Genomic DNA, 15,895 nt, shown 5'->3' on the forward strand with positions numbered 1-15,895 from the left:
CCAGCCGTCCGGCCCTTGCTTCACGTAGCGGATGCGTTGGCCGAGCGATTCGAACAGTTTCTCCCGCGAGCTTTCCTGCGCACCATTCAATGCCACGCGCCATAGCGCGGTGCCGGCCAGCGCGCCGAAGAAGGCGTTGCCGTGCCACTCGGGGAAGCGGTTGCCAGTGTAGAACATCAGGCCGGCAGGGGCGATCGAGGTGGGTACCCAGTAGCTGACGGGTTCGGTGTAGTCGGGCGCATGGGTGCCGCCGCCGATGCGGCAGGTGTCGCCGACCGGATCGCCGTAATTGCAGCCGTAGCTGCGGATCGGCCAGCCGTAGTTGTTGCCGGCGCGGATCAGGTTCAGTTCGTCGCCGCCTTGGGGGCCGTGTTCGGTTTCCCACAGCTCGCCGGTGTCCGGGTGGATCGCGGCGCCCTGCGGGTTGCGGTGGCCGTAGCTCCAGATTTCCGGCCGCGCGCCACTGACGCCAAAGTTCGGGTTATTGCTCGGGATGCTGCCGTCGCGGTTGAGGCGGATGATCTTGCCGAGACTGGTCGTGAGGTCTTGCGCCGGGCTGCCCTTCTGGCGTTCGCCGAGCGTGACGAACAACGTCTTGTCGCTGCGGAATGCCAGGCGTGAGCCGAAGTGGCCGCTGCCACTGACCTTGGGCACCTGGCGGTAGATCACCGTGATGTCCTGCAGTGCATCGCCGACCAGCCGGCCGCGCGCGACCGCGGTGCCGGCGAGGCCCGCCTCGGTGCCGCTGCCGGGTTCGGCATAGCTCCAGTAGATCCACGGCGTGCTCGCGAAATCGGGGTCGAGTGCAACGTCGAGCAAGCCACCCTGGCCCCCGTTCGCCACGGCGGGCAGATTGTTGAGCGTGGCCTGCACGGTGGCGCCGTCTGCGCTGAGAATCACCATCGACCCCGCCTTCTGCGTGACCAGCATGCGGCCATCGGGCAGGAAGGCGAGTCCCCACGGGGCGCTGAGCGTGTCGTTGAGCACCACCGCCTTGGGTGCAGTGGTGGGCGGCGGCGGGTCGGGGGGCGTGGGGGGCGTTGGCGTTGCGGCGTCGCCGCTTCCGCCGCCGCAGGCGAGCATCAGCAGGCTGGCGGCTAACGCAAGGCAGTGGCCACGCCGCGCAAAGGCGCGGGCGGCCGCAGCGTACGACTTGATCACAGTGTTCATGGCAGCCCCCCGGCAGCCCCGGCCCCGAACGGCGCGGGTGCGCCATGATGCGGCGCCCGGCGGGCAGCCGCAATATGCCGGGCGGCTACATCTGCTTGAACAGATGGCCGAAGCTGCGGCTGACTTCGAGCTTCTCGGGGTTGCCGCGCACCGCCACCATCAGATGGCCGCGCTCGTCGCGCGTTACGGCGGAGATCGCATCCACCTTCACCAGGGTCGCGCGGTGGATCTGCCAGAACTCGTCCGGGTCCAGTTCGGCCACCAGTTCGCGGATCGGCTTGCGGATCAGGGCTTCGAACTCGCAGGTCTGCACCCGGGTGTATTTCTCGTCAGCGGTGAAGAACAGGATCTCGCGCGTCGCGATCATGCGGATCGCGTTGCCGACGCTGGCCTGGATCCACTTCAGGTAGCTCTTCTGCGTGCCGCCGTTCATGCTGCCGGCGAGCTTCATCAGCATCTGGTTCAGATCCGGCGGCGGTTCGACCAGGCGCGCCTTCAGGCGCTCGACGGTGCGCGCCAGCCGATCCTGCTCGACCGGCTTCATCAAATAATCGACGGCGCCGCGCTCGAAGGCCTCTACCGCGTACTGGTCGTAGGCGGTGACGAACACCACATGGGCGTGCTGGCACACCTCGCGTGCCGCCTCCAGGCCGGTCCGGCCGGGCATGCGGATGTCGAGAAACGCAATGTCCGGCTTCAGGTTCTCGGCCATCTCCACGGCTTCGTCGCCGTTCTTGGCTTCACCAACAATCTGAAGCTCCGGCCAAGCCTCGGCCAGCGCGAGGCGGATCTGGTCGCGCATCAGGCGTTCGTCGTCGGCGATCAGGGCGGTGGGCATGGTTGGACTCTCGTCGGTGAGGCAGTCGGGAATGGTCAGAATTATCGCGGAGCGCGCTCACACCTTAAAGCGGAACAGGACACAGGCTTCGCCATGGATCGTCCTGGCAGAAGATTCCAGTCGATCCACCGCACAGGCCGCCAGCACGCGTTGCCAGAAGGCGCCGGCAGCGTGGTTGGCCGCGAGGTGATAGATCTCCCAGTTGCCCCGGTGCAGGCGGAACAGTTGGCGCACGGCGGCGCTGCCGAGTCCGCGGCCGCGGAAGCGCCGAGCGATGAAGAAGTAACCGAGGTTGAGGTCGCTGTCTGCATGCTCGCATTCCGCATCGACGATGGCGAAGCCGGCAAGCTCGCTGTCAACCCGCATCAGGTAAGCACTGGTGCCGGGCTGCGCAAGGTAATCGCGCTTTGGGCGGATTGCGTAGCTGCCCGCCTCGCTGAAGCGGACTTCGCAGGTTTCGCTCAGATCGTAGTTGTAGAACTGCATCAACGCTTCGATGCGTTCAACGTCGTCCGGACCTGCGGCGACGAGTTCGATTTGGGGCGCTGTGGGCATCGTGGCCTGATTTGTGGACCCACCCTTTCGGGTGGGCCGGTGGTGTCAGCAAACCTTCGTCTGCTGCGCGTCGTCGTCGCGGTAGGGCAATTCGATCGTGGCGGCAGTGCCGCCGCCTTCGTTCGGTGTGAGCGTCAGCGATGCGGTGTTGCCGTAGAGCAGGCGCAGGCGCTCGCGGATGTTGGCGAGGCCGACGCCGTCCTTGGCATCTGCGGTGAAGCCGACACCGGTGTCGCTGACTTTCACGCGCAGCTTGCCGCGGGCGACTTCCGCCTTCACATCGATACGGCCACCTTCGGGTTTCGGTTCAAGGCCGTGCTTGATGCAGTTCTCGATCAGCGTCTGCAGCATCATCGACGGAAACTCCGCGCAGCTGAGGCCTTCCGGCGCATCAAAGCTGAACGCGAGCCGCTCTTCCATGCGCACCTGCATGATCTCCAGATAGGCCTGCGACATCTTCACCTGGCGGCCGAGCGTGCTGCGTTGGGCGTCGTCGCGCATCTGAGGAATCGCCGCACGCAGGTACTGGATCAGCGTCTTCTGCACCTGCGAGGCGCGTTGCGGATCGGTACGGATCAGCTGATCGACCGAGGCGAGGGTGTTGAACAGGAAGTGCGGTTCGATCTGCGCCTGCATCGCGTGCAGCTTGGCGTCGGCCGCTTCGCGCTCGAGCCGCGCCATGTCGGCGGCGACGCGGGCGCTGCCGGCATCGAGCTCCGCACGGCGCTTCCCGCCAGCGAGCAGTTTCATGATGGCAAGGCTCACCACCACTAGGAAGGCGATCGGCGCAAAGTCGATCGTGCGCTGCGTGTCTTGTGCGCGTTCTGAGGCGGCCTCGACCTCGTTGCGGATGCGGTCCTCGATCGCCTGCGCCTTCTCGGGCGTGAGCCCCGGCACATTGCGCAGCTCCGGCAGGCTGATGTCGACGTCGGTGTTCTCGGCGCCGTCGGTGACCTTGATGCCGTCGATGCCGATCTTCACATGCTGCGAGACCTTGCCGTCGCGATCGCGTTCGATCACTTCGATGCCGCGCGGGCCGATCTTCACATCCTGCGAATCCTTTTTGCGCCGCGCCGTCGGGGCGGACTGCGCGCTCACCGGCGCGCTTGCATCGGCGGCTTCAGCGGCTGCGTCCGCCGCGTCTGCAGCTGCGTCAGCGGCGTCTGCTGCTGCGTCGGCTGCGTTGCTGGCATCCGGCGTGGGTGACGGCATGGGGGCATTGGGGGCCATCGGCGCCTTGGGGGCGACGGGCGCTTTGGGCGGCGCCGGCATGCTGGCGGTGCTGTCACCGTTGTCGCCGCGGATGATTTTGACGACCGAGTGCTTGTCCGGCTTGATCAGGCTGTTCGCGATGCCGGCGGCAATCAGCAGCAGCAGGCCGACCAGCATCAGCCGGCCCCAGGTCAGGCGTTGCAGCCAGGTGCGGGCGCCGTCATCGGCCGCCGCGTTGCCCGCGTTTGCCGCCTCGTAGGCCGACGTCGTGCCGGCGCCGCGCTGCACCGAAATGCCCTCGACGCCGATCTTCACCTGCTTGGCGATGCTGCCGTCCGGGTTGCGTTTGATCACGTCGATGCCGTGCTCGCCGATGTTGACCGACTTGCCACCCACTGCGGCATCGATTGCCACGCTGCCACGGGGTTTTGCACCACGCGCGATCTTTGTCGCCACCAGTACCAGAATCGCGGCGAACACCAGGCCGATGAACTCGCCGCGGCCCGACAGCGCGTCGGAAGCAATGCCGGCGGCGATGAAACCGAACACGCTGACGAAGATCAGCCGCCACCAGCCCACCACCGCGAGCCAGTCGGACAGGCGTTGCCAGCGTTCGCGAAACTCGGTTCTGAGGCTGTCGGGGCCGACCAGCCACAGCTTCCAGCCGAACAGCGCCATCGTCAGCGCGGCGGCGGTGATTACCGAGATCCAGGCGCGCATGCCCAGCGTGGCACCGATCAGGCGGTGCGCGACCAGCACGCCGAATCCGGCCAGCAGCAGCGAACTCCAGTCAGTGCGGCGGATCCAGCCCTCGACCCGTTTGTGGGTTTCGTTGCTGTGGGTGTCTTTGGCTTCTTCAGTCATGGTGTTTCCGTACCCGTTTCAGCAGGCCTCGTGGGCCAGGCTCGGTGTGGCCGAGACCACGACGATACCGGAGAGCGTTCCGGGGAAGGGGGGCAGTTCGCCGCCGAAGGCGACTGCGGCGAAGAGCAGGATCGCACCGGCGGTCAGCAGGGCGATCAGGGTGGAGCCTTTCATTGTGTGGCCTCGCGCTTGGGCGGCCGGGGTGGTGGCCGTTGCGGGGCAATCTACGGTGAAGCGAGGCGGGCGGCAGCCGGGTTGCGACGAACTGCAGCGCGCCTGGGATGGAATGCAGAATTGCCGGATGATTGGTGGCGGGCCTGCGTGTGCCGCGGCGGGCTGGCATCATGGTGGGCCGGATGCGGTGGTCCGTACCCAATCTCTTGCCTGTGGAGTTCCGATGTTCTCGTTGCGCCTGTTGCCCTCGCTTCTCCTTGTCGCCGCGCTGTGCGGCCTTGCCGGCTGCGACCGGGGCGACCCCAATTCACCCGTGGCGCAGCGGCGCAAGGTGTTCAAGGAAATGACCAAGGCGCGCGAACGCCTGCTGGCCTATGTGAAGGAGACGAAGGATTTCGACGCGGACGCTGCGATTCGCTACGCGGAAGACATCCAGCGGCTGTCGCGCCAGCCGTGGCCGCTGTTTCCGGAGATGAAGCAGGCGGGCGACGTGGGGCGTGCGACCGATGCGGTGTGGCAGAAACCGGAAGCCTTCCACCAGCTGGCCAAGCAGATCCAGGACGACGCCGATGCGCTGCTCGAGGCCTCGCGCAAACGCTCGCTCGATGCGATCAAGCCGGCCGCGCACAAGCTGGAGCAGACCTGCTCCCGCTGCCACGACCAGTTCCGCCAGTCCTGATCGTGCTGCGGGCTGGCTGAAGGAATCAACGCCATGACGGGTAAGCCGCCGTTTGACGCGGTAACGCTGCGGCCCGAGGGCCAACGCGCAGCGCTTTACCGATACGGCAGTGTGCTCGCTGAGCTTCGCCCCGGTGAGTCGGCGCAGTGTTTCGAGGTCGGCGATGCGGTAACGCCGGCTCGGCCTGCGGTGGCTCTCGCGGAGCCGGTCAGCGCCGGCTGGCTGCTGCATTTGCCGGCCGGCGCCACGCTGAACATCGAACTTCCCGCGCATGCCCACTGGTACGGGCAGGGCAGCTTCGTACGGCAGACCTTTCCGCTCGACCGCATGAGCCTGGCCCCCGCACCGCTGATGAGCTGGGATAACGGCCCCGCCGGCCACGGCTGCATCCAGGAGGCCTTGTGGCTCGCTTCCAGCGGCCTCGCGATCCAGGCCGAGCAGCTCAGCGAATCCTTGCACGCTGGCATCAACCCGCCTGCTGACGCCAATGCTGATGCCACGCGTGGCTGGGTCTCGGTATTCGAAGCGGACGGCGTGCGCCCCGCGCTGTGCGGCGACCCGGCGGCGCGGCGGCTTGTGCTGCACACCGAGCAGGCGACGAGCTTGCGATTGATCGCCGCGGCCGATCTGCCAGCGGCTTACCGCGCTGCGCTTGGCGTGATCGGTCACCCGACGGCGATGCCGCCCGAGCCGCTGCTCGCCGCGCCAATCTGGACCACCTGGGCCAAGTACAAGGCCGACATCAACGCCGAGCGGGTGCTCGAATTCGCGCGCGCGATCCGCAGCCACGGCTATCCCGGCGCCACGCTCGAAATCGACGACCGCTGGCAAGCCGCCTACGGCGCGACCGAGTTCGACCCGCAACGTTTCCCCGACCCCGCCGGCTCGGTCGCGACGCTGCGCGAACTGGGCTTTGCCACCACGTTGTGGATCACGCCATTTCTCGCCGCCGATACCGCCAATGCTCAAGAAGCGGGGCGCCACGGTTACCTCGTGAAGCGGGGCGACGGCTCGCCATATCCGGTGCGCTGGTGGCAGGGGGAAGCCTGCCTGCTCGATCTGACGAACCCGGCGGCGTGCGACTGGTGGGCCGACAAGCTCAAGGCGCTGCAGGCTGCCAGCGGCATCGCGGGCTACAAGTTCGACGCAGGCGAGGCCAACTTCCTGCCCGCCGATGCCGCCACGCATACGCCGATCGAGCGTAGCGAATACAGCCGGCTGTGGGCCGGATTCGCCGCCACGCATTTCCCCTATGGCGAGGCGCGCTGCGGCTGGCGCGGCCAGCGTAACGCGATCCTCTACCGCCAGTGGGACAAGTTCAGCACCTGGGGCGAGGACAACGGCCTCGCGTCGGTCGTCACGCAGGCGCTTGCACTGGGCCTGGTCGGCTACCCCTTCGTGCTGCCCGACATGGTCGGCGGCAACGCCTACGGCAACACCGTGTCGCCCGAATTGATGATCCGCTGGACCCAGGCCTGCGCGCCGATGCTGGCGATCCAGTTCTCGATCCCGCCCTGGGAGCTGGGCGAGTCGGTCGACGCGATCTGCCGCCGCTATGCCGAACTGCACGTCGCGCTCGCACCGCGCCGGCTCGCCGCCGCAAAGCAAGCGACGCTGGACGGCACACCGCCGATCCGGCCGATGATCTGGGCCGCGCCGGATCGCGCCGAAGCGGCGGCGATTGGCGACCAGTACCTGCTCGGCGACGATCTGCTGGTCGCACCGGTGCTGGTCGAAGGCCAGACCGCACGCGACGTCTGGCTGCCGCCCGGCCGCTGGCGCGATGACTGGCGTGGTGCAGAACACCCCGGTGGCTGGCTGCGCGACTACCCGGCGCCGCTCGACATGCTGCCGATGTTCGAGCGCCTCGGCTGATCCACCTAACGCGGTTGCGCCAAGGTGGGCAGCCCCTAGGCGAGCCCGGTATGCAGCAGCGCGTCCAGAAAGGCTTGCGCGGGGAGCGAGAGCACCTTGCCGCGCAGGTGAACCACGGTCCAGGGGCGTTTGAGCGAGAAATCGGATACCGCCAGCACCGCCACGCGCGCCGGATCGAGGTGTTCGCCCAAGGCATGGCGCGACAGCACCGCGAGCCCGAGGCCGCTCGCAACCAGCTCGCGAATTGCCTCATTGCTCGCGAGGGATAGCCGCACGTTCAGTGTCAGCCCCACTTCGCGCAGATGCTGATCGATCGCCAGCCGCGACCCGGAGCCCGCTTCACGCAGCAGGAAGGGCTCCTGCGCCAGCGCCCGCAGTGCCACGTTCTGGCCGACCGCCCAATGGTCGGCCGGGGCAATCACCACATACTCGTTGTCGAGAAACGGGTAGGACACGATCTCCAGATCCGCAGGCGGATGCGACATCACGTAAAGATCGTCCTGATTGCCGCGCATCCGGGCGACGATCTGGTCGCGGCTCGCGATCTCCAGCTGGATGTCGATCTCCGGATAGCGCTTGCAGAACGCTCCGAGCATGCGCGGCAGGAAGTACTTGGCGGTGGTGACCAGCGCGACCCGTAGCACCCCGCGCCGCAGACCCTTGATCTCGTCGATCGCCGATTCGAAGCGGTTCCATACATCGTCGAGGCTGCGCACGGTGTCGATCAGTTCTTCGCCGGCGCGGGTCAGCGTCAGATCGCGACCTTGCTGTTCGAACAGCGGCAGGCCGATGGTGTCGGCGATCTGCCGCACCTGGATCGAAATCGCCGGCTGTGTCAGGTGTAACGCATCGGCCGCGCGCGTGAAACTGCGGTGCTTCGCCACGGCGGCGAAGGTTTCGAGTTGGCGGAAGGTGATGCGCCGTCGCGGCATGTATTTGCTCTAACTAATGCTGAGTCTTTGCTAGTTTAATTGGAGTTAATGCGCGACGCTTGGCAATCTCTCTCCGAACCCGATAGCCACCACGAACTGGAGACAAACCATGCGCCACTACCCCATCGACAGTCCTGAAGCCAAAGCCCGCCTGGTTGCGCTCGCGCTGCTCGCCGATGGCGCGATCGACCTCAACGAGATCGAAGCGCTGGAACGCCACGAAGTGGTGGCCCGCCTGGGGCTGGATAACTCGTGCTTCGAGCGTGTGGTGCGAGAGTTCTGTGAAGACATGCTCGTGTCGGCCAACCGCGGTGCGTTCGGCCAGATCGAACTCGACGAGGAGACGATCGACACCTTGCTGGCCGACATCCACGACCCGCTGACACGCAAGCGGATGCTCCGCGCGGTGCTCGACATCGTGAATGCCGATGGCCGCTTGGCTGATGGCGAGGCCGTGCTGGTCAGCCACGCGATGGAATGCTGGGGGCTCGATCTGTACGACGTCGCCAACGCCAGCCGGCTGCGGCGTTTCGACAGCGGGCAGCCGGCCATGCCGGCGGTTGCTGGCTGAACGCCCCGGGGGCAGGGCATGAACCCGGTGGACCGTCCGTTCAGCCTTGCGGTGGGCAGCCTGGCGCGCTCGCCGTGGCTGCGCGATCTGGCGGCGCGGCGCGATCGCGTGCCCGCCGATGAACGCGCCGACATGCCCGAGATCGAAGAGGCCTATCGCGTGAGCTTCAGCGATGCGGTGCGTACCACCGACGCGCCGCCGTTGCGCGCCGATCGCCAGGCGCAGGACGCGCGCCTGCGCAGTTACCGCGACATCGCAAGCTTGTGAGCGAGGGCCGCCACTACCGGTATGCGCAATAAATTCCTCGGCACCGGTGAGCCTGGCTATCACCCCTTGCGAAAGTGCCGCACCGTCATCGCCGGCTTGCGCTATGCGGTGGCCTACGACTTCAGCGTCGCCTATAAGCTGGTACTGTCGGCCGTCGTTCTGGTCGGGGCTTTCCTGCTTCGCAACTGGGTCGATGTCATCCTGATCCTCTTGGTGACGGGGCTGGTGCTGATGGCGGAGTTGTTCAACAGCGCCATCGAAGCGCTGTGCGACTTCGTTGAAGTGCAGCACAACGACAAGATCGGAATCATCAAGGACATCGCCGCAGCGGCGGTGGGCGTGAGCATCGTGATCTGGGCGCTGGTGATTGCGTTTGAAGCCACCCGAATCTGGGCGCGCCTCTGAATCGTGTGCCGGCGCGCGTCGGCCGGCAGACTGCGGCTTGCTTTACCATGCCGGCTTGCCGCCGCCGGGCGGATTACCTTGCTTACCCGATGCGCCCCACGCCGACACCTGCCAGCCGACTGCCGCCCAACAAAAGTGGTCTGCATCCGCGTAACCGCCAGCGCGGCCGCTACGACTTCGCGCAACTGATCGGATGCAGCCCGGAGCTGGCGCGCTTCGTGGCGCGCAACGCGTATGGCGATGACTCGATCGACTTCGCCGACCCGGCTGCGGTGCGCGCCTTGAATGCGGCGCTGCTGAAGTTCAACTACGGTGTCGATCACTGGGCATTGCCACCGCAGTATCTGTGCCCGCCGATTCCCGGCCGCGCCGACTATGTGCACTACCTCGCCGATCTGCTGGCCGAGCGGCATGGTGGCGAGGTTCCAACCGGCGATGCGGTGCGGGTGCTCGATGTGGGGGTCGGTGCGAACTGCATCTATCCGTTGATCGGCCACGGCGAATACGGCTGGCATTTCGTCGGCTTCGACATCGACCGCGCGGCTCTGGACTGCGCACAGGCGATGCTGGACGCGAACCCGCGTTTCGCCGAGGCGATCGAACTGCGCTTGCAAGGGAATCCGCGTGCGATCTTCCGCGGCATGATCGGCGAGCGTGAGCGCTTCCACCTGACGCTGTGCAACCCGCCTTTCCACGCTTCACTTGCCGAAGCGCGTGCCGGCAGCGAACGCAAGTGGCGCAACCTCGGCAAGGACGATCCGGATGCCGCCTCGCCACGGCTGAACTTCGGTGGGCACGGCGCCGAGCTGCACTGCCCCGGCGGTGAGGAAGGCTTCATCCGCCGCATGATTGCGGAGAGCGCTGACTACAGCGAGCAGTGCCTGTGGTTCAGCAGCCTTGTCTCGAAGGCGACGACGCTGCCGGTGGCGCTGCGCGCGCTGCGTGCGGCGGGCGCGCGCGAGCATCGCGTGATCGACATGGCGCAGGGGCAGAAGCGCAGCCGCATCCTCGCCTGGACCTATTACGACGAAGACGAGCGGCGCGCCTGAGCGACCGCCCCGGCGTCGCCGCGCCAGCGTAAATCGCTGGCGCGGTGCCTCAGCGAACGCGATGGATCAGAAATCCTGAACCGTCGGGCGCAGCACGATCTCGTTGATATCCACCTCGGCGGGTTGCTCGATGGCGTACGCGATGGCGCGGGCGACCGAGTCGGCCGGAATCGCGATCTTGTAGAACTCGCCGACTGCCTGTGCGCTGGCCTCATGGCCACTGCCCAGCTTCAGTTCCGAATCCACCGCACCCGGCAGGATGGTGGTGGTGCGGATCGCACCGCCGACCTCGTGGCGCAGGCCTTCGCTGATTGCGCGCACCGCGAACTTGGTGCCGCTGTAGACCGTGCCGCCCGGGCTGAACACCTTCACGCCGGCAACCGACGACACATTGATGAAGTGACCTGACGCCTGCTTCTGGAACACCGGCAGCGCGGCGGCGATGCCGTACAGCACGCCCTTGATGTTGATGTCGATCATCCGGTCCCATTCCTCGACACGGGTTTCGCTCATCGGTGCGATCGCCATCAGGCCGGCGTTGTTGATCAGCACATCAATGCGCCCGAAGCTGCGCACCGCGGTGTCGACCAGCGCACGCAGATCGTCGGCCTTCGTCACGTCGGCGGCGGCCACTTCGGCCTTGCCACCGGCTGCGCGGATCTCTGCTGCGATCTGATTCAGGCGATCCACGCGGCGCGCGCCGAGGACGACGCTTGCGCCGAGCGCGGCGAGGTGGCGCGCGGTGGCTTCGCCCAGGCCGCTGCTTGCACCGGTGATGACGACCACTTTGCCTTCAATGTTCTTGCTCATGTTTCGGGGCTCCAATGCTTGGGCGGGTCGGCGACCCGCGATGCCGTGCAGTATGGGCGTGGTCGAAATGCCAATAAATGGAAGTGTTAGGATTTCAGAATTCCAATAATTGGAATTCTTTGCCGATGCTCAATCGACTCGAAATGCTGCGTGTTTTCTGCGCCGCGGCGGATGCCGGCAGCTTCAAGGGGGCTGCGATGCGGCTGGGCATCTCGCCGCAGGCCGTGACTCGCGCGATCCACGAGCTCGAAGCACTGCAAGGCGAGCTGCTGTTCCACCGCAACACCCGGCGCATCCAGATCACGGCGTTTGGCGAAGCGCTGGCGGCGCGGGCTCGGGCCTGCGTGGGCGAGCTCGACGCGCTGTTCGCAAGCGCCAAGGATCAGGAGCAGAACGAACTCGCCGGCGTGGTGCGTCTTACCGCACCAAGCAGCATCGGCCGCCTGCGCGTGCTGCCGGTGCTGACGGCGCTCGGTAGCGCGCATCCGCAACTGCAGCTCGACGTGCGTTTGAACGACCAGATCGTCGACGTGGTGGACGAGCGCATCGACATTGGTTTGCGCATCGGCTTTCCGCGCGACAACCGCTTTGTTGTACGCGCCGTGGCGAAAGTGCATTTCCGTGTCGTCGGCACGCCAGCGCTGATTGCGCGCGTCGGCTTGCCGGCCAGCATTGCCGAGCTGGACCGCGTGCCGACGACCGGCATGGTTGACCGCAACACTGGCCGTGCGTGGCCGTGGCTGTTTGCGGACGGCGAGCACGCCGCCCCCGCCCAGCCTGCGTTCATGTGCGACGACGCCGAGGCCGAGGCTGCCGCGGTGCTGGCAGGCATCGCCTTCGGGCAGATCCCCGACTTTCTCGCCGATCAGCACATTGCAGCCGGGCGCCTGGTGCCGGTGCTGCAGGATCTGGCGCCCGATCCGTGGGATCTCTATCTCTATCGGCCGCAGCGCGGCCCGGTGCCGGCACGCATCCGACTGGTGTTCGACGCCTTGGTCAGCGCGCTGTCCGTGCCCTAGTCGGCAGCGAGCAAGCGTTCGATGAAGGGCGCGAGGCGGTCGAGGTCGAAGTCCATCGCCGGCGCCCAGCAGTGGATCTCGGTGCGCGCGAGGCCGGGTACCACGGAGGGCGACAGCGCCTGGAACAGGAAGACGCCGGTTTCCTTCGCCAGGACGTGGTGGCGTGCGGTCAGCGCGGCGGCGTCGCCCCGGATGTAGAGCTGGAAGAAGTTCACCTGCGGCACGCTCGGGTTGATCGTGATCGCATCGAAGCGCGAGAGGATTTCCGCGGCAGCCTGTGCGTGCGCCACCCACTGGTCGATCTGCGGCAACGTCCGCTGCAGGCCGGTACGCGCCGCAGCGATGAAGGGGCCTTGCGTGCGCAAGCGGCCGCCGTGTCGCACCTGCCACACGCGCGCTTCGCGGATGAAATCTGCACTGCCGAGCAGCATCGCGCCACTGAGCCCGCCGAGGTCTTTGTAGAAGGACACGTACATGCTGTCGAACAGCGCGGCGATCTCTGCGTAAGACTTGCCGTAGAACGGCCGGCACGACCAGATCCGCGCGCCATCCAGATGCAGCGGCACGCCGCGCGCGTGGGCCCAGTCGCGCAAGGCGAGGATGTCATCCCAGGGCGGCAACTGGCCACCGAGCGGCCGACAGGGCAGCTCAAGCAGGGCGCAGCCGGGTGTCTCGCCCAAGGTTTCGAAGTCCTTGGCGGCAGGCATGCGTTCGGCGGCGAATTCCGGCGCACCAAACTGCAAACGGTGCATGCCGTGCAGAAAGTGATAACCGCCGTGCTCCGCGAATTCGGGATGCGCGCTGGGGTGCATCGCCACACTGAAGTTGCCGCGCCGCCCGCACCACACACGCAGCGCAATCAGTTGCGCCAGCGTGCCGGAGGGCATGAACACTGCCGCTTCCTTGCCGAACAGTTGGGCGACTTCGGCCTCGAACGCGGCGAGGTAGTCGCCTTCGCCGTAGTTGTCGAAATACTCGTTGCCATCGAGCGAATCGGCAATCTCGTGCAAGACCTCGCGCATCGTGCGGCGCGCGCCGGCGCCGGAGAGGATGTGCTGGCAGTGCGGCAGCACGTCCGCGGCGCTGAGGGGCGTTTCGGATCGGGTTTTCACTGGGCACTTCCGTTCAATCGTTGAGGGGGCCGATAGGGGCAACGGCTGCGCTGCCGGTGATGGCCTCGATCGTGCGGCGGATGATGTCCACGCTGTTGTCGAAGCAGCCGTGCGCGCTGGCGATCTGTCGCTCACCGTTGCTGACCTGCGTGGCGTCCAGCAGATGCAGGCGGCCGTCAGGCAGTTGCGTCGGGTCGTTGGCGAATTCCTGCGGCGGCGCTTTGTCCCACCAGAAGGCCTGCCAGGTGGCGAGGCCCGCCAGCGCATCGCGATGCCAGTATTCGCCGCTATTGCAGGCGGGGTCGAACGCGGTGGCCATGCCCAGCAGCGGTGTCTTGTGCCAGCGCTCCAGCGCACGGCTGACGAGGTAGAGCAGCGACTTGCGGTAGGGGCCGACGCTATCGTCGAGCTCGCGCTGATCGGACAAGGTGTGGATGTTGAAGCGCGCCGCCGGCAGGCGCGCTTCATCGACGGCGGCTTTGTAGTGGGTCAGCGCGAAGTCGATGTCGCAGGCCGGCGCGTAGAGCGTGCAACTTGCTGCGCCGAGTCCGTGTTGCGCGAGTTCGCTCAGCAGCCGCCCGCAGACGAAGGACCCCGCGGAGTGGCCGATGAGGTGAAGTTCGAAGCCGGCGCCGGCGCTCTTCGCGAGCGCTGCGATCTGCGCCGCCAGCACGTCGAGGCCCCGGCCGTCGGCTTCCGATCGGGCGACGTTTTCCTTCATTTCGCTCCACATCGCGCGCACCAGCAACTGCCGGCAGAGCGCTTCGAGCGCCCGGTCGGTGGCGTCGACAACGCGGTCGCCCAGCCCGCGAACCGGCTCGGCTTCGCCGGGGAAGTGCTTGCGGAAGCCGTCGGCCAGCATCTGGCCGATGACTTCGGCCCAGCCGCTCTTCCAGGTGACGAACAGCGGATGCAGGCCGTTGTCGTCGAAGGCCGGGCCGAGGGTGCGGATGCGCTTGATCGAGTCCGCTTCGCTGTTGAGCCCGCCGTGGGCGTACACCACCAGCCGGCGCGGGCTGCCCTTGGCTTGCGCCTTGAAGCGTGCGAGCGGCTGTTCGTACGCGACGAAGCGCGCGTTGTCGGCGCCGTCCGCAACCTGCGGCAAGCGGCGCAGCAGGGTACCGTCGTTGCCGGTGACCAGCGTGTGCCAGTAGGCCGTCTCCTCGCTCCAGACATGGGCGCGCGCGGCCAGTGCATCGCCCGATGCCGACAGCAGGCCGCTGCCGCCGCTGCGCGATGCAACGAAGTACTGGCGGCTCTGCGCAGGCGCGCTACGCTGACCGTTGGCGCCGCCGATCGCGAGCGGTACACCCAGACCCGCGACCCACGCGTCGAGCCCGTTGTCGGCCCAGTCCTCGTAAGGCAGCAGCGCAAAACCGCCGGCGCCCCAGTCTTCGCCCCACGAGTTCTGCACCACGAAGCCGTTCTCGTTGTAACCGACCAGCGCGAACGCATGGCCGCCCATGCCGGGCTGCCGTGCGATGGCCGGCAGCGTGGCGTGCGACACCCGCGCCGTGCCCTTGCGCGGCTTCAGATGCCAGCCTGCATGCACGTTTGCGGCGACGTAAACCGCGCCGGCTTGCGCGATCGCGGCCTGAATGTCGACGACCGACTGGCGATCGACGCGGTAGTACACGCCCAGTGGCCGCGTCACCGCATCTTGGGCCCAGCTTGAGTTCGGCCGCCGCCCACGCGCACCCCACAGCGATTCCAGGCACACGCCGTGCCGGTGCCAGCCCTTCAGCGCACCGCGCGCCGACGAACCCTCGTAACGCTCGCCTGGCCACTCGTCGTAGAAACGGGCGAGCTGGTAGAACATCCAGGGGCTCACGCGCTGCGAGGCATCGAGTGTGAAGCCGCTTGCACGCCAGCGCAGGAAGTTCACCACCGCGGCAAGGCCGAATCCGGTGCAGGCGCCGTCCTTCTTCTGATCGAGCACGAGGCCCGCCTTGCGATAGGCCGGCAGCAGCTTCGTTACGGCGGCGTCGTCGGGCCAGCGTTGCGGCAGGCTCATCACCGGCGGGCGGTAGGGCAGGTCGCGCAGATCGAGCCGGTCCGGCCGTGCGTCGAGCAGGATCAGGCGGCTGCCGAGTTTGAGCGTGCGTTCGGGCATGACGGTGGGCTCCTCAGAAGGGATCGTTGCCTTCAGGCTAGCAGGGGCGCGCTGCAACGGGAAATCGGGCGCGCCATCGCGCGCCTGCTTGCGGATGCTGCAGCGCGCAACGCGCTGGCAGGCGCGGGCGGCGTTTGACCCAACGCAAACGTCATCGCGCAAGTTGGCGGCGCTACGTAGAACTACGCGCCATTCTTCTGTGTACCGGCCGTAATCCGTCTGTCAGTGCCGGTCTGAGGACCGGCGCATA

Annotated in this window: 16 protein-coding genes; 7 read left to right on the plus strand and 9 right to left on the minus strand. The window is 67.0% G+C overall.

Annotated features, from left to right (window positions below; genetic code table 11):
• From ACE3P0_RS15910 to ACE3P0_RS15930, 5 genes are all read right to left on the minus strand, one after another.
• The coding region (locus ACE3P0_RS15910; RefSeq protein ID WP_374403704.1) for a PQQ-dependent sugar dehydrogenase at positions 1-1,170 on the minus strand (1,170 nt) is incomplete at its 3' end.
• Positions 1,171-1,255: 85 nt separating this feature from the next.
• A complete protein-coding gene (locus tag ACE3P0_RS15915; protein ID WP_374403705.1) occupies positions 1,256-2,008 on the minus strand; it encodes a LytR/AlgR family response regulator transcription factor in 753 nt (250 codons plus the stop codon).
• Positions 2,009-2,065: 57 nt separating this feature from the next.
• Entirely contained in the window at positions 2,066-2,563 is a 498-nt protein-coding gene (locus ACE3P0_RS15920; RefSeq protein ID WP_374403706.1) for a GNAT family N-acetyltransferase, read from the minus strand.
• Positions 2,564-2,608: 45 nt separating this feature from the next.
• The gene (locus ACE3P0_RS15925) at positions 2,609-4,639 is read right to left on the minus strand and encodes a histidine kinase (RefSeq protein WP_374403707.1); all 2,031 of its coding nucleotides are present in this window, start codon (positions 4,637-4,639) and stop codon (positions 2,609-2,611) included.
• Positions 4,640-4,657: 18 nt separating this feature from the next.
• A complete protein-coding gene (locus tag ACE3P0_RS15930) occupies positions 4,658-4,813 on the minus strand; it encodes a hypothetical protein (protein WP_374403708.1) in 156 nt (51 codons plus the stop codon).
• A gap of 223 nt (positions 4,814-5,036) precedes the next feature.
• Here ACE3P0_RS15930 and ACE3P0_RS15935 point away from each other — a divergent pair, with 223 nt between their 5' ends.
• Entirely contained in the window at positions 5,037-5,492 is a 456-nt protein-coding gene (locus tag ACE3P0_RS15935) for a cytochrome c (RefSeq protein WP_374403709.1), read from the plus strand.
• Between the two features lie 33 nt (positions 5,493-5,525).
• Positions 5,526-7,367 (plus strand): glycoside hydrolase family 31 protein, encoded by a 1,842-nt coding sequence (locus ACE3P0_RS15940; protein WP_374403710.1) that lies wholly within the window; start codon positions 5,526-5,528, stop codon positions 7,365-7,367.
• 35 nt (positions 7,368-7,402) lie between these two features.
• On the opposite strand, the gene ACE3P0_RS15945 is transcribed toward ACE3P0_RS15940, so the two are convergent.
• Positions 7,403-8,299, minus strand: a complete 897-nt coding sequence (locus ACE3P0_RS15945; RefSeq protein WP_374403712.1) for a LysR substrate-binding domain-containing protein — start codon at positions 8,297-8,299, stop codon at positions 7,403-7,405.
• Between the two features lie 109 nt (positions 8,300-8,408).
• Between ACE3P0_RS15945 and ACE3P0_RS15950 the strand changes: the two genes are divergently transcribed.
• Genes ACE3P0_RS15950 through rlmF form a run of 4 tightly spaced genes read left to right on the plus strand, consistent with a single transcriptional unit; the run spans position 8,409 to position 10,591 of the window.
• Positions 8,409-8,870: a TerB family tellurite resistance protein gene (locus ACE3P0_RS15950; RefSeq protein ID WP_374403713.1), complete on the plus strand. Its 462-nt coding sequence runs from the start codon at positions 8,409-8,411 to the stop codon at positions 8,868-8,870.
• Positions 8,871-8,888: 18 nt separating this feature from the next.
• Positions 8,889-9,137, plus strand: a complete 249-nt coding sequence (locus ACE3P0_RS15955; RefSeq protein WP_374403714.1) for a hypothetical protein — start codon at positions 8,889-8,891, stop codon at positions 9,135-9,137.
• A 21-nt stretch (positions 9,138-9,158) separates the two neighbouring features.
• A complete protein-coding gene (locus ACE3P0_RS15960) occupies positions 9,159-9,542 on the plus strand; it encodes a diacylglycerol kinase (RefSeq protein WP_374403715.1) in 384 nt (127 codons plus the stop codon).
• A gap of 47 nt (positions 9,543-9,589) precedes the next feature.
• Entirely contained in the window at positions 9,590-10,591 is a 1,002-nt protein-coding gene (rlmF, locus tag ACE3P0_RS15965) for a 23S rRNA (adenine(1618)-N(6))-methyltransferase RlmF (protein WP_374403716.1), read from the plus strand.
• Between the two features lie 66 nt (positions 10,592-10,657).
• Here rlmF and ACE3P0_RS15970 read toward each other — a convergent pair whose 3' ends face one another.
• Positions 10,658-11,401, minus strand: a complete 744-nt coding sequence (locus tag ACE3P0_RS15970) for an SDR family oxidoreductase (RefSeq protein WP_374403717.1) — start codon at positions 11,399-11,401, stop codon at positions 10,658-10,660.
• A 125-nt stretch (positions 11,402-11,526) separates the two neighbouring features.
• Between ACE3P0_RS15970 and ACE3P0_RS15975 the strand changes: the two genes are divergently transcribed.
• Positions 11,527-12,420, plus strand: coding sequence for a LysR family transcriptional regulator (locus tag ACE3P0_RS15975; protein ID WP_374403718.1), 894 nt, complete (start codon positions 11,527-11,529; stop codon positions 12,418-12,420).
• Here ACE3P0_RS15975 and ACE3P0_RS15980 read toward each other — a convergent pair.
• On the minus strand, positions 12,417-13,532 hold the full coding sequence (locus ACE3P0_RS15980; protein WP_374403719.1) for a low specificity L-threonine aldolase: 1,116 nt from the start codon (positions 13,530-13,532) through the stop codon (positions 12,417-12,419). The two genes, ACE3P0_RS15975 and ACE3P0_RS15980, sit on opposite strands and share 4 nt — an antisense overlap.
• 13 nt (positions 13,533-13,545) lie before the next feature.
• Entirely contained in the window at positions 13,546-15,645 is a 2,100-nt protein-coding gene (locus tag ACE3P0_RS15985) for a C1 family peptidase (protein ID WP_374403720.1), read from the minus strand.
• Positions 15,646-15,895 lie beyond the last annotated feature (250 nt).

This window comes from Niveibacterium sp. (assembly GCF_041909475.1).
Lineage (GTDB): Bacteria > Pseudomonadota > Gammaproteobacteria > Burkholderiales > Rhodocyclaceae > Niveibacterium.

Coding starts and splice junctions, on each gene's coding strand:
- ACE3P0_RS15950 (WP_374403713.1), top strand. CDS start 8,409: ATGCGCCACTACCCCATCGACAGTCCTGAAGCCAAAGCCCGCCTGGTT.
- ACE3P0_RS15955 (WP_374403714.1), top strand. CDS start 8,889: ATGAACCCGGTGGACCGTCCGTTCAGCCTTGCGGTGGGCAGCCTGGCG.
- ACE3P0_RS15930 (WP_374403708.1), bottom strand. CDS start 4,813: ATGAAAGGCTCCACCCTGATCGCCCTGCTGACCGCCGGTGCGATCCTG.
- ACE3P0_RS15925 (WP_374403707.1), bottom strand. CDS start 4,639: ATGACTGAAGAAGCCAAAGACACCCACAGCAACGAAACCCACAAACGG.
- ACE3P0_RS15945 (WP_374403712.1), bottom strand. CDS start 8,299: ATGCCGCGACGGCGCATCACCTTCCGCCAACTCGAAACCTTCGCCGCC.
- ACE3P0_RS15935 (WP_374403709.1), top strand. CDS start 5,037: ATGTTCTCGTTGCGCCTGTTGCCCTCGCTTCTCCTTGTCGCCGCGCTG.
- ACE3P0_RS15920 (WP_374403706.1), bottom strand. CDS start 2,563: ATGCCCACAGCGCCCCAAATCGAACTCGTCGCCGCAGGTCCGGACGAC.
- ACE3P0_RS15975 (WP_374403718.1), top strand. CDS start 11,527: ATGCTCAATCGACTCGAAATGCTGCGTGTTTTCTGCGCCGCGGCGGAT.
- ACE3P0_RS15940 (WP_374403710.1), top strand. CDS start 5,526: ATGACGGGTAAGCCGCCGTTTGACGCGGTAACGCTGCGGCCCGAGGGC.
- ACE3P0_RS15915 (WP_374403705.1), bottom strand. CDS start 2,008: ATGCCCACCGCCCTGATCGCCGACGACGAACGCCTGATGCGCGACCAG.
- rlmF (WP_374403716.1), top strand. CDS start 9,590: ATGCCGGCTTGCCGCCGCCGGGCGGATTACCTTGCTTACCCGATGCGC.
- ACE3P0_RS15970 (WP_374403717.1), bottom strand. CDS start 11,401: ATGAGCAAGAACATTGAAGGCAAAGTGGTCGTCATCACCGGTGCAAGC.
- ACE3P0_RS15985 (WP_374403720.1), bottom strand. CDS start 15,645: ATGCCCGAACGCACGCTCAAACTCGGCAGCCGCCTGATCCTGCTCGAC.
- ACE3P0_RS15960 (WP_374403715.1), top strand. CDS start 9,159: ATGCGCAATAAATTCCTCGGCACCGGTGAGCCTGGCTATCACCCCTTG.